This is a genomic window from Microbacterium shimangi, from assembly GCF_043556445.1.
Taxonomy (GTDB): Bacteria; Actinomycetota; Actinomycetes; order Actinomycetales; family Microbacteriaceae; genus Microbacterium.
Genome location: NZ_JBIGII010000002.1, coordinates 44,988 through 57,311, shown reverse-complemented (window position 1 = coordinate 57,311; position 12,324 = coordinate 44,988). Strand labels below are relative to the sequence as shown.

Below are 12,324 nucleotides of genomic sequence, written 5' to 3'. Positions count from 1 at the left end.
CATGGCACACCTCTGGCGCGGAGTGATGCGCGAATACGCCGACCGACTGGGTGTCACCGATGCCTCGACCGTCGTGACCCTGGGCGAGGGCGGCACACCGCTCATCCCCGCTCCCGCCCTGTCTCGCCGCACCGGCGCCGACGTGTGGGTCAAGTTCGAGGGCATGAACCCGACCGGTTCGTTCAAAGACCGCGGCATGACGGTCGCGCTCTCGCGCGCGGTCGAGCACGGTGCGAAGGCCGTCATCTGCGCCTCCACCGGCAACACGTCGGCCTCGGCCGCGGCCTACGCCGCGCACGCCGGCATCACCGCCGCGGTGCTCGTTCCCGAGGGCAAGATCGCCATGGGCAAGCTCAGCCAGGCGGTCGCTCACAACGGTCGACTCATCCAGGTGCGCGGCAATTTCGACGACTGCCTCGAGATCGCGCGCGAGCTCGCCGAGCACTACCCGGTGCACCTGGTGAACTCGGTGAACCCCGACCGCATCGAGGGTCAGAAGACCGCGGCCTACGAGGTCGTCGAGGTGTTGGGCGACGCGCCCGACTTCCACTTCATCCCGGTCGGCAACGCCGGAAACTACACCGCCTACTCCCGGGGGTACCGCGAAGAGGCCGATCGGGGCGTCGCGAACCGGGTTCCCCGTATGTTCGGGTTCCAGGCCGCAGGCTCGGCCCCCCTCGTCCTCGGCGCGGTCGTCAAGAACCCCGACACCATCGCCAGCGCGATCCGCATCGGCAACCCGGCGTCATGGGATCTCGCCCTCCAGGCGCGCGAAGCGACCGACGGCTACTTCGGCGCCATCGACGACGAGCGCATCCTCGCCGCGCAGAAGATCCTCTCGGGCGAGGTCGGCATCTTCGTCGAGCCCGCCTCCGCCATCAGCGTCGCGGGCCTCCTCGAGCGCGCCGAGGCCGGGGTCATCCCGGCGGGTTCGCGCGTGGTGCTGACCGTCACCGGGCACGGGCTGAAAGACCCCCAGTGGGCTCTCCGCGCCGCAGACGGTTCTCAGGTCGAGCCGACCGTGGTGGATGCTGCCACCTCCGAGGTCGCCTCGGTGCTCGGGCTCGTCGCCGAGGCCTCGGCGTGACCCACCCCGCCTCTCCGGGGGCGGAACCGGTCCCCGGCGACCGGCTTGCTGCCCCTCGCAACCCGCTGGCGGTCCCTGACGACCGGCTGGCGGTCCCTGAGCTCGTCGAAGGGTCCGCGCGTGGGGCCAAGGGGCGATCGGTCACCGTCCGGGTGCCCGCGACGAGCGCGAACCTCGGACCCGGCTTCGACACCCTGGGGCTCGCCCTGAGCGTGTACGACGAACTCGTCGTGACCGAGCTCGACTCCGATGCCATCGAGATCGTGGTGTCGGGGGAGGGCGCGGCATCCGTCCCCCTCGACGCGTCGCATCTCGTCGTGCGATCGATGGCGCACGCGTTCGCAGCCGTGGGGCGCACCCTCCCGGGGGTGCGGCTCGAAGCCGTCAACGTGATCCCGCACGGGCGGGGTATGGGGTCCTCCGGAGCGGCGGTGGTCTCCGGTCTCCTCGCGGCCAAAGGGCTGCTCGCCGGCGACGTCGATCTCAGCGATGAGCAGTTGCTCCGCCTCGCCACCGAGCTGGAGGGGCATCCCGACAACGTGGCGCCCGCCCTTTTCGGCGGGCTGACGATCGCGTGGATGGATGCGGGGTCGCCGCAGCACAAACAACTGATCGTGCACCGCGGCGTCTCGCCGCTCGTGCTCGTTCCCGAGTTCACGATGTCGACGAGTGTCGCGCGCAGTCTGCAGCCGCAGCAGGTGTCGTACGAAGACGCGGTCTTCAACCTTTCGCGTGCCGCGCTCCTGATCGCCGCCATGACGCAGAGCCCCGAGCTGCTGCTCGCCGCGACCGAAGACAAGCTGCACCAGAACTACCGTGCGCAGGCCATGCCCGAGACCGACAAGCTCGTGAGGGCGCTCCGCGCCGCGGGGTTCGCGGCGGTCGTTTCGGGAGCCGGACCCAGCGTGCTCGTGCTCGCCGACGGCCCCGGACGACGCCTCGAAGCGGCGGATCTCGCGACCTCGCTCGTCGACACCCCGTGGAACGCCCTCATGCTCGCCGTCGACGTCAAGGGTGGTACAGTGAGGGGCAATGCCGGGGGTACCACGTAACCCACGTGAATCTGGCCCCGGTCGCAATTCTGCGAACTACCGCACGCACCCGCAACACGAAAAGCGCCTCAGCGCCTGACGAACAGCGGTGAGTGGCGATGCCTGTCGTATCGGTGTCGACTGCGGTCTGACCATTCGTTTACAAGGGAGCACTCGTGGAGTCCATCTCCGAGATCCATACTGCCGACGCGCCGTCCGAAGACTCGAACGCCGCCGCCGACACCACCCCCGACACCACGGCAGCAGCCGCGGAGTCGCCCGAGACCCCGGTCGTCGGGGCGCCGCCGGTGCCCGACGCCGACGCGCAGGCCGTCGCCGACCAACTGGCTGCCGCTGAAGCACCGGTCGCGGAATCACCCGCCGCCGAGGCTCCTGCCGAAGCGCCCGTCGAGGCCCCGCCCGTGAAGGTGCCGCGCAAGCGCGCCCCTCGCCGAGCGAAGAGCGCCGACCCGAAGCCCGAAGCCGCCGTCGAGGCCCCGGCAGAGGTGCCGGCTCCCGAGGCCGCCCCCGTCGACGCCGCGCCGGCCGAGGCTGCGCCCGCCGCCGATGTCGTCGCCGAGACGCCCGCGGCCGCCGAGCCGACCCCGTCCGCTGAGACGCCCGTCGCTGATGTCGCCGTCGAGACGCCCGCGCCCGCCGAGCCCGTTGCCGACGCACCCGTTGCCGACGCACCCGTTGCCGACGCACCCGCTGCCGAGCAGGCCGCCGAGGTCGACGCGCCGACGGCCCCCGAAGCATCCGCCTCCTCCGAGGCGACCACCGAAGAAGCCCCCGCCGACGCTTCGGCGTCGGAAGGATCCACCGACTCGACCAACGACGGCGCCGAAGACTCCGCGCCGCGCGGACGCGGTCGCGGACGCAGCCGTAACCGCAGCCGCAGCGGCGGCAACGCCCAGAACAGCGACGCCGACAACGGTGGCAACGGCAACGGCGGCAACGCGCAGAACAACAACGCCAACGCCCAGAACAAGGGCAACGGCCAGAACGCGAACGGCAACGGCCAGAACAACGGCAACGGTCGCAACGGCAACGCGCAGAACGGCAACGCGCAGAACGCCAACGCGCAGAACGCGCCCGAGAAGCCCGAGCCGCAGGCCGCCGTCGAGTCCGACAACGACCAGGCCAACGGACGCAACCGTCAGCGCAACAAGCGCCGCGGCCAGCCCACGGGCGGCGACGAGTTCGACACCGAGATCGGCGAGGACGACGTCCTCATCCCGATCGCGGGCATCCTCGACGTGCTCGACAACTACGCCTTCGTCCGCACGACCGGTTACCTCCCCGGTACGAGCGACGTCTACGTCTCGCTCGGCCAGGTCAAGAAGTACAACCTCCGCAAGGGCGACGCCGTCGTCGGTGCGATCAAGCAGCCCCGCGAGGGCGAGCAGTCGGGCCGCCAGAAGTACAACGCTCTGGTCAAGGTCGACGCGATCAACGGCCTGTCGGTCGAAGACGCCGCGACCCGCGTCGAGTTCGGCGACCTCACCCCGCTCTACCCGCAGGATCGCCTGCGGCTCGAGACGGCTCCCGAGAAGCTGACCCAGCGGATCATCGACCTCGTCGCCCCGATCGGCAAGGGCCAGCGCGGCCTCATCGTCGCGCCGCCGAAGGCCGGCAAGACGATCGTGCTCCAGCAGATCGCCAACGCGATCGCGCAGAACAACCCCGAGGTGCACCTCATGGTCGTCCTCGTCGACGAGCGCCCCGAAGAGGTCACCGACATGCAGCGGACGGTCAAGGGCGAGGTCATCGCCTCGACGTTCGACCGCCCCGCAGAAGACCACACGACCGTCGCCGAGCTCGCCATCGAGCGCGCGAAGCGACTCGTCGAGCTCGGTCGCGATGTCGTCGTGCTCCTCGACTCGATCACCCGTCTGGGCCGCGCCTACAACATCACGGCGCCGACCTCCGGTCGCGTGCTCACCGGTGGCGTCGACGCGTCGGCCCTGTACCCGCCCAAGCGCTTCTTCGGCGCCGCGCGCAACATCGAGAACGGTGGATCGCTCACGATCCTCGCGACGGCACTCGTCGAGACCGGTTCGAAGATGGACGACGTGATCTTCGAGGAGTTCAAGGGCACTGGCAACAGCGAACTGCGCCTCAGCCGCCAGCTCGCCGACAAGCGCATCTTCCCGGCCGTCGACGTCAACGCGTCGAGCACCCGCCGCGAAGAGATGCTGCTCTCGGCCGACGAGGTCAAGATCACGTGGAAGCTGCGTCGCGCCCTCGCGGGCCTCGACACGCAGCAGGCCCTCGAGGTCGTGCTCGGCAAGCTGAAAGAGACGCAGTCCAACGTCGAGTTCCTCGTGCAGATGCAGAAGTCGATGCCGGCCCCCACGCACGGTGGCAGCGGGCACGACAACAGCATTCGCTGAGTCGTGTCTGACTCGGGAATGTTCGAGTCCGTCCGCGGGCTGCTCGAAGAGCACAAAGCGGTCGAGCTCGAACTGAACGACCCCGCCGTCCACGCTGATGCGCGACGCGCCAAGCGCGTCAATCGTCGGTATGCCGAGCTGAACCGCATCGTCCACGCCTACGAGGCGTGGACGCAGGCGACCGACGATCTCGTCGCCGCCCGCGAGCTCGCGAAAGAAGACGAGGCGTTCGCCGAAGAGGTGCCGGCTCTCGACGAGCAGGTCGTCGCAACCCAGGAACGGTTGCGGCGCCTGTTGATCCCGCGCGATCCCGACGACGCGCGCGACGTGATCATGGAGATCAAGCAGGGCGAGGGCGGCGCCGAGAGCGCGCTGTTCGCGGCCGACCTGCTGCGGATGTACCTGCAATACGCAGCATCCCGTGGCTGGAAGACCGAACTCCTCGAACGTAACGAATCCGATCTGGGCGGCTACAAAGACGTGCAGGTCGCCATCAAGGGATCATCGAACGACCCCGCGCAGGGCGTCTGGGCGAGTCTCAAGTACGAGGGCGGCGTGCACCGCGTGCAGCGGGTGCCGGCTACCGAGTCGCAGGGCCGCATCCACACGTCGACGACCGGCGTGCTCGTCTTCCCCGAGGTCGACGAGCCCGACGAGGTTGCGATCAACCCCAGCGACCTCAAGATCGATGTCTTCCGGTCTTCGGGTCCGGGTGGGCAGTCGGTGAACACGACAGACTCGGCCGTGCGCATCACGCACGTGCCGACAGGGATCGTCGTGTCGATGCAGAACGAGAAATCGCAGCTGCAGAACCGCGAGGCCGGCATGCGCGTCCTCCGCGCCCGGCTCCTCGCGAAGCAGCAGGAGGAGCGCGACGCCGCAGCCTCCGATGCCCGCAAGTCTCAGATCCGCGGCATGGACCGCTCCGAACGCATCCGCACCTACAACTTTCCCGAGAACCGCATCGCCGACCACCGCACCGGATACAAGTCGTACGACCTCGACCGTGTGATGGACGGCGCGCTCGCCCCGATCATCGAATCGGCGATCGCGACCGACGAAGAAGCGCAGCTGGCGGCCCTCGCCGGCGACGACTGATCCGCCCCGCGCCCTCTCCCGGGTCTTCACTCCGGCCGACCCTGCACGAACTCAGGCTGGATGCGCGCTGACCTCGCCCGAGCCGCGAGTTTCTGCGGTTCCGGCGACGGAGGGCGGCCTTCCAGCCTGAGTTAGTGCGAATGCGGCGCGGGCAGAGCGCGTCGGCGCGCTGCCCGCGGTCACCAATTCGGCGGGTGCGGCAGCGGGCCTCGGGCGGCCTCGAGTTGGGCGCCGAGCGCCAGGATCATTGCCTCGCCACCGGGGCGCCCGACGAGCTGCACCGAGACGGGGTGGCCGCTCGCGTCGCGCGTGAACGGCACCGTGAGGGCGGGCAGCCCGGCGACGTTGACGAAGCTGCTGAAGGGCGCGTACTCCACCTGGCGGGCGAACGTGCGCTCGGGATCGAGCCCGTCGTACCATCCGACGCGTTGCGGGGGCAGCGCGAGGGCGGGCATGAGCACGGCGTCGAAGGGTTCGAACGCGCCGATCGTCTGACGTTCGAACACGCGCGCAGCGGTGAGGGCCCCGAGAAGATCGGGTGCTGCGAGCCCGCGCCCCTGGCGCACGAGCCAGGCGGTGAGTGGCTCGACGATGTCGAGCTCGGCGTCGGTCAGCGGGATCCGCGCCGCGCTCGCCCGCCAGAGAACGCGGAAGAGCTCTGCGTATCCGGTCGGCCGCCACCGCGCATCGTCGATGTCGTGAAGCTCCGAGAGCGCCTCGACGGCCGCGTCGACCGCGGCGACGGCATCGGCGCCGACCCGGATGTTCTCGCTGTCGTCCCAGGGCGAGACCGTCGTCACACCGATGCGCGAGCGCTGCGGCGCGGTTGTCGCCGCAGCGAGAAAAGGGCCCGCGCCGCGCGCGCCCGTCGCGTACCGGAAGGGCGCCAGCCCGACGAGCGCGTCGAGCAGGAAGGCCGCGTCTGCGACGGAGCGTGCGATCGGACCCGTCACGGCCAGGCCGTCGGGGGAGTCGAAGCCCGACCCGATCGGCACGCGCCCGCGCGAGGGCTTGAGGCCCACGACCCCGACGGTTGCGGCGGGAATACGGATCGACCCGCCCCCGTCCGAGGCCACCGCGAACGGCAACAGCCCGGCGGCGACCGCCACGGCCGCACCGCCGCTCGAGCCGCCGGCGCCGTTCACCGGGTTCCACGGGTCGCGTGCGGGGTGCCCGGTGCGCGGCTCGGTGTACCCGGTGAGACCGAACTCGCTCGTCGAGGTCTTGCCGAGATTCACGGCGCCGGCGCCGTCGAGGGCGATCGCGAGAGGGTCGGATGCTGTCGGCACGTTCTCCCGCCGAGCGACCGAGCCATACCGTGTGGGCACGCCCGCACGGGCGACGAGGTCCTTGTCGGCGAGTGGCACTCCGTACAGGAATCCGCGGTCGGGGGAGAGGGCGACAGCATCCGCCCGCTCGAAAGCCGCGTCGGGGGTGACTTCGGCGAACGCGCCGAGCGCGTCGTGGTTCTCGACGCGTGCGAGGAAATGGGCGGCGGCGGCGGCCGGGGCGATCTCACCTCGGCGCAGCGCCCCCGCCAGCTCGACGGCCGTCAGCTCGTGCAACTCGGTCACCCCCCGAGCGTACGTGCGCCGACGTGATGCGGTGCGGGCGAACCTCCGCCGGGCTAGATCGAGTACTCGGGCGCGGTCAGGAGCGCGCGGGTGTCTTCGCCGGCGCGGCGCGCACGCGCTCGCGCGGGCACGCCCACGAGCACGCTGTCTTCGGCCGCGTCGCGGGTCACGACGGCGTTGGCTCCGACGGCGGTGCGGGCGCCGATGGTGATGGGACCGAGGATCTTCGCCCCGGCGCCGACGGCGACACCGTCTCCGAGGGTCGGGTGCCGCTTGCCGCCCTCACGCTGGCGACCGCCGAGCGTGACACCGTGGTAGAGCAGCACGTCGTCGCCCACCTCCGCGGTCTCGCCGACGACGACGCCCATGCCGTGATCGATGAAGAACCTCCGGCCGATGACCGCCCCGGGGTGGATCTCGATGCCGGTGAGCCAGCGCGTGACCTGCGATCCGAACCTCGCCGGAAAGCGGAACCCCCGCACCCACAGCCGATGCCAGACGCGGTGCGCCCAGATCGCGTGCAGCCCGGGGTAAAGGAGCGCGATCTCGAGTGGCCCGCGCGCGGCCGGGTCACGCAGCTTCGCGGCCTCGATGTCTTCGCGGATGCGTCGCCAGAACGCCACCCTCAGTCCTCGCGGAGGTTCTCGTACAGCGCCGTGGAGAGGTACCGCTCGCCGAAGGACGGAATGATCACGACGATGTTCTTGCCCGCTGCCTCGGGGCGCTTCGCGATCTCGAGCGCCGCCCAGATGGCCGCGCCGCTCGACATCCCGACGAGGATGCCGTCTTTGGTCGCGGTGTCGCGGGCGAGACGGATCGCATCGTCGAACTCGACGTCGATCACCTCGTCGATGATGTCGCGGTCGAGGATCGCGGGCACGAAGTTCGGGCCGATGCCCTGGATCTTGTGCGGGCCGGGGTGGCCCTTCGTCAGGATGGGGGAGTCCGACGGCTCGACGGCGACGATCTTCACGCCGGGGACGCGCTCTTTGAGCACCTGTCCGACTCCGGTGATGGTGCCGCCCGTGCCGATGCCGGCGACGAAGTAGTCGACCTTGCCCTCGGTGTCACGGAGGATCTCTTCGGCCGTGGTCTTGCGGTGCACCTCGGGGTTGGCCTCGTTCTCGAACTGCCGTGCCCATACCGCGCCGGGCGTCTCCGCGACGATGCGCTTGGCCTCGTCGACCGCGTACGTCATGCCCTTCGTCGGGTCGGTGAGGATGACCTCGGCGCCGAAAGCCTTCAGAAGTACCCGGCGCTCCTTCGACATCGAGGCGGGCATCGTCAGGATCACCTTGTACCCGCGTGCCGCGCCCACCATCGCGAGAGCGATGCCGGTGTTGCCGCTGGTCGATTCGACGATCGTCCCGCCGGGCTGAAGCTCGCCGGATGCTTCGGCCGCGTCGACGATCGCGATGCCGAGGCGGTCTTTGACGCTCCCGGCGGGGTTGTAGAACTCGAGTTTCGCGAGGATGTTCGCGTCGACGCCCTCGGCGACGCGGTTGAGCCGCACCAGCGGAGTTTCACCGAACGCGGTGGTGATGTCGGGGTGGATGCCGGGCATGGCTCGCCTTTCGCCGTCGATACGCGGATGCGGCCAGCCTAGGCGAGCAGGCTGCGCGCGGGGTCAATATGACGGCGCCGCCCTGCCTGCCGCGCGCTTAGGCTTGTGCCGCCATGCCCGAGCTCGTCCCCCCGCTCACGTCGCCCGCCGACGTGCCCCTCGCCGACCTCGTCCGATCGGCGGTCGCCCGCCTCGGCCGCGCGGGGGTGCTCGACCCCGCCGTCGATGCCGAGCTGCTCGCCGCCCACGTTCTGGGCACGAGCCGCGGTGCGGTGCAGGGGGCATCGATCCGTGGCGACCGCGTTCCGGCGGCGGCCGTTGCCGAGTTCGAAGACCTGGTCGAACGGCGGTGCGCCCGCGTTCCGTTGCAGCACCTCACCGGTTTCGCACCTTTCCGCCACCTCGAGCTCGCCGTGGGACCGGGAGTGTTCGTGCCGCGTCCCGAGACCGAGATGGTCGCCCAGTTGGCGATCGACGCGCTCCGCGCCGCAGCATCCGCTTCTCCGATCGCCGTCGACCTGGGCACGGGCAGCGGGGCGATCGCCCTGTCGCTCGCGACCGAGGTGCCGCACGCGCGGGTCTTCGCTGCCGAGAACTCCGTCGAGGCGTTCGTGTGGACGAAAGAGAACGCCGCCCGCATCGGCGCCGAGAACCTGCGCCTGGCGTTCATCGACCTGGAGCGCGCGTTCACCGACCTCGACGGCACGGTTTCGGTGGTCGTCTCCAACCCCCCGTATGTTCCGGATGCGGCGATCCCGCGCGACCCCGAGGTGCGACTCTACGATCCTCCGGCCGCCCTCTACGGCGGGGCCGATGGACTCGACGTCATCCGCACGCTCAGTCGTGTCGGACTCCGGCTCGCGCACCCCGGCGGCTTCATTGTGATCGAGCACGGCGAGTGGCAGGGCGAGGCGATCCGCGACATCTTGACCGCCGACGGGTGGCAGGCCGCCGCGACCCACCCCGATCTGACGATGCGCGACCGCGCGACGACCGCACTGCGTCCGGCCTAGCGCGCGCTCACGGTCTGCAAAGGTTCGACCCGTAGACTGTGGGAGACATGTCACCCGTTTATGACACCCGTGACGAGGCGCAGTTGCTCTCCGGCATGCGTCACGCTCGGCAGGCCATCGGCCGAGGCGAGCTCATCGTCCTGCCCACCGACACGGTGTACGGCATCGCGGCGAATGCCTTCGACGCCGCCGCTGTCGCGCGGCTGCTCGAAGCGAAGGGCCGCGGTCGCGAACAGCCACCGCCCGTCCTCGTCGCCGGGGTGAAGACCCTCCGGGCGCTCGTCGCCGAGATCCCCGAGCCCGTCGAACGTCTCGTTGCGGAGTTCTGGCCCGGCGGATTGACGATCGTGCTGCCGTCGCAACCCTCCCTCTCGTGGGATCTCGGAGACACCCGCGGCACGGTGGCCGTGCGGATGCCCGCCCACACCCTCACCCTCGAGCTTCTCGAGGAGTGCGGGCCCCTCGCCGTGTCGAGTGCGAACCTGACCGGTCAGCCCGCTGCCGTCAGCATCGACCAGGCCCGCGACATGCTCAACACCTCCGTCGAGGTCTACCTCGACGGAGGGGCATCCGAGACCGGGATCGCGTCGACCATCATCGATGCGACGAGCCTGGTGGGTGGCACCGAGCCGCTCGTACGGGTGCTCCGCGAGGGCGCCGTCTCGCGCGAGCAGCTGCGCGAGGTGCTCGGCGATCTGCTCGAGCCCGATCCGCCTCTCCCGGGCGATGAGGCAGCCGATTCCGCTACAGACGAGGCGGATGCTGTCGCCGAAGACGATCAGGCGGATGCCGCGCCCGGCGGCTCGGCGTGACGCAGTACCTGCTCGTCGCACTGTTCACCGCGGTCGTGACGTTCGTCCTCTCGATCGCGGTGTGGCGGATCGGCCTGAAGTACAAGCTCTACCCGGCGATCCGCGAACGCGACGTCCACAAGAACCCGACCCCGAGGCTCGGCGGTATCGCCATGTTCCTGGGGGTGGTGGCCGCCTTCGCGGTGTCGAGCCAGCATCCGTTCTTCTCGGTGTTCTGGGTCAATCCCTGGCCGGTGCTCGCGCTGCTGCTGGCGACTCTCCTGATCGTGCTCGTCGGCGCCGCCGACGACCTGTGGGATCTCGACTGGATGATCAAGCTCGGCGCGCAGTTCTTGGCGGCGGGAATCATCGCCTGGTACGGCCAGCTGCAGATCCTCTCGCTCCCCATCGGCGGACTCTCGATCGGGTCGAGCTGGGTCAGCTTCGGCCTCAGCATCTTCGCGATCGTGATCGTCATGAACGCGGTGAACTTCATCGACGGCCTCGACGGCCTCGTGGCGGGGGTCTGCCTCATCGCCAACGGCGTGTTCTTCGCCTACACCTACATGCTCGTCCGCGACACCGGCAACACCACGTACTTCAACCTGGCGTCGTTCATCGCGGCCGTGCTGGTGGGGGCGTGCCTCGGGTTCCTCCCGCTCAACTGGGGCCCGGCGAAGCTCTTCATGGGTGACTCCGGTGCCCTCATGCTGGGGCTCCTCATGGCGAGCTCCGCCATCGCGATCACGGGCCAGCTCGATCCCGCCGTCCTCGACCCCGAGCAGCTCGGCCGGTCGCAGCTTCTCGGTGCGTTCATCCCGATCCTGCTGCCCATCGTGGTCGTGCTGCTGCCCCTGCTCGACTTCGGGCTCGCCGTCATTCGGCGGCTGCGGGCCGGAAAGTCGCCGTTCTCGCCGGATCGCAAGCATCTGCACCACCGCATGCTCGACATGGGGCACAGCGACCGCGAGGCCGTCCTGATCTTCTACGCGTGGACCGCGGTGGTCAGCATCGCCGTGCTCCTGATGTACGTCGGCACCCAGATGAGCTGGCCGGGTGACTACCTCGCCGGCGTCGTCTTCGGCGCCGTGGGTGTCGCCGCCTGCCTCGTCATCACCTTGATCCCTTCACGGCGCAGACCGCGCCGCCGCCCCCTCGAGGAGCCCGCATGAGCCCCAATCCCGTCTCCAGCACCCCCGTGCTCCGCACCGCCCTCCGATGGGGAGGGATCATCGGTGGTGCTGTCATCGTGCTCGCCGCCATCGTCGGGTTCGCGGTGGGCGGCGCCGACGGACTGTGGAGCGGAGTGATCGGGGCGCTCGTGGGTGTGGTCTTCCCGGCTCTCACGGCCGTCAGCATCCTCGTGGGCAACCGTTGGTTCGGCACGCCGAACTATATTCCGATCTTCTTCGGCGTCGTGATGGGCGGCTGGGTGCTCAAGTTCGTCCTCGTGATCGTCGCGCTCCTGGTGCTCTCGAGGGTGGAATGGATCGTGTCGCCGGTCTTCTACTTCTCACTCGTGGCGGCGGCGATCGCCTCGCTCGTGGTCGACTTCGTGGTGCTGTCGCGCATGCGTCTGCCCGGAGTCTCGGACATCGCCCTTCCCCAGACCAACCCGGAAGATTGACCCGCCTGTTTGGCCGGACGTGTCGGGCGAGGGCCCGACCTTTGATAGGCTGATAAAACCCACACGGCTGGTGTGCAGCGGCGACGCTGAGGCCCCGTGAATGATTCTTCTCACTCTTACCGAGCTGGTTCAGGCTGGCACGA

11 protein-coding genes are annotated in these 12,324 nt (G+C 69.8%); 8 read left to right on the top strand and 3 right to left on the bottom strand.

Annotated features, from left to right (window positions below; translation table 11 throughout):
- Window position 1: 1 nt before the first annotated feature.
- The 4 genes from thrC (at window position 2) to prfA (ending at window position 5,612) form a co-directional block, all read left to right on the top strand.
- Window positions 2-1,087 (top strand): threonine synthase, encoded by a 1,086-nt coding sequence (gene thrC, locus ACFXQA_RS00765; protein WP_394517877.1) that lies wholly within the window; start codon window positions 2-4, stop codon window positions 1,085-1,087.
- A gap of 86 nt (window positions 1,088-1,173) precedes the next feature.
- On the top strand, window positions 1,174-2,139 hold the full coding sequence (gene thrB, locus ACFXQA_RS00760; RefSeq protein ID WP_394518062.1) for a homoserine kinase: 966 nt from the start codon (window positions 1,174-1,176) through the stop codon (window positions 2,137-2,139).
- A 155-nt stretch (window positions 2,140-2,294) separates the two neighbouring features.
- Window positions 2,295-4,514, top strand: a complete 2,220-nt coding sequence (gene rho, locus ACFXQA_RS00755; RefSeq protein WP_394517876.1) for a transcription termination factor Rho — start codon at window positions 2,295-2,297, stop codon at window positions 4,512-4,514.
- 18 nt (window positions 4,515-4,532) lie between these two features.
- A complete protein-coding gene (gene prfA, locus ACFXQA_RS00750) occupies window positions 4,533-5,612 on the top strand; it encodes a peptide chain release factor 1 (protein WP_394518061.1) in 1,080 nt (359 codons plus the stop codon).
- 179 nt (window positions 5,613-5,791) lie between these two features.
- On the opposite strand, the gene ACFXQA_RS00745 is transcribed toward prfA, so the two are convergent.
- The 3 genes from ACFXQA_RS00745 to cysK are packed head-to-tail and all read right to left on the bottom strand — an operon-like array spanning window position 5,792 to window position 8,750.
- Window positions 5,792-7,186, bottom strand: a complete 1,395-nt coding sequence (locus ACFXQA_RS00745) for an amidase (RefSeq protein WP_394517875.1) — start codon at window positions 7,184-7,186, stop codon at window positions 5,792-5,794.
- A gap of 53 nt (window positions 7,187-7,239) precedes the next feature.
- Entirely contained in the window at window positions 7,240-7,809 is a 570-nt protein-coding gene (gene epsC, locus ACFXQA_RS00740; protein ID WP_394517874.1) for a serine O-acetyltransferase EpsC, read from the bottom strand.
- 2 nt (window positions 7,810-7,811) lie between these two features.
- Window positions 7,812-8,750: a cysteine synthase A gene (gene cysK / locus ACFXQA_RS00735; protein ID WP_394517873.1), complete on the bottom strand. Its 939-nt coding sequence runs from the start codon at window positions 8,748-8,750 to the stop codon at window positions 7,812-7,814.
- A gap of 113 nt (window positions 8,751-8,863) precedes the next feature.
- Between cysK and prmC the strand changes: the two genes are divergently transcribed.
- Genes prmC through ACFXQA_RS00715 form a run of 4 tightly spaced genes read left to right on the top strand, consistent with a single transcriptional unit; the run spans window position 8,864 to window position 12,181 of the window.
- Window positions 8,864-9,763 carry a peptide chain release factor N(5)-glutamine methyltransferase gene (gene prmC / locus ACFXQA_RS00730; RefSeq protein ID WP_394517872.1) on the top strand — a complete coding sequence of 300 codons (900 nt, stop codon included), beginning with the start codon at window positions 8,864-8,866 and terminating at the stop codon, window positions 9,761-9,763.
- Window positions 9,764-9,810: 47 nt separating this feature from the next.
- Complete coding sequence (locus ACFXQA_RS00725) at window positions 9,811-10,575, top strand: L-threonylcarbamoyladenylate synthase (RefSeq protein ID WP_394517871.1); 765 nt, start codon at window positions 9,811-9,813, stop codon at window positions 10,573-10,575.
- Entirely contained in the window at window positions 10,572-11,726 is a 1,155-nt protein-coding gene (locus ACFXQA_RS00720; protein ID WP_394517870.1) for an MraY family glycosyltransferase, read from the top strand. The genes ACFXQA_RS00725 and ACFXQA_RS00720 overlap by 4 nt, the downstream gene beginning before the upstream one ends.
- Window positions 11,723-12,181, top strand: a complete 459-nt coding sequence (locus tag ACFXQA_RS00715; protein ID WP_394517869.1) for a Cg1360 family ATP-synthase-associated protein — start codon at window positions 11,723-11,725, stop codon at window positions 12,179-12,181. Before ACFXQA_RS00720 ends, ACFXQA_RS00715 begins: the two co-directional genes overlap by 4 nt.
- The last annotated feature ends 143 nt before the right edge of the window (window positions 12,182-12,324 follow it).

Coding starts and splice junctions, on each gene's coding strand:
- thrC (WP_394517877.1), top strand. CDS start 2: ATGGCACACCTCTGGCGCGGAGTGATGCGCGAATACGCCGACCGACTG.
- prfA (WP_394518061.1), top strand. CDS start 4,533: ATGTTCGAGTCCGTCCGCGGGCTGCTCGAAGAGCACAAAGCGGTCGAG.
- cysK (WP_394517873.1), bottom strand. CDS start 8,750: ATGCCCGGCATCCACCCCGACATCACCACCGCGTTCGGTGAAACTCCG.
- prmC (WP_394517872.1), top strand. CDS start 8,864: ATGCCCGAGCTCGTCCCCCCGCTCACGTCGCCCGCCGACGTGCCCCTC.
- ACFXQA_RS00725 (WP_394517871.1), top strand. CDS start 9,811: ATGTCACCCGTTTATGACACCCGTGACGAGGCGCAGTTGCTCTCCGGC.
- ACFXQA_RS00715 (WP_394517869.1), top strand. CDS start 11,723: ATGAGCCCCAATCCCGTCTCCAGCACCCCCGTGCTCCGCACCGCCCTC.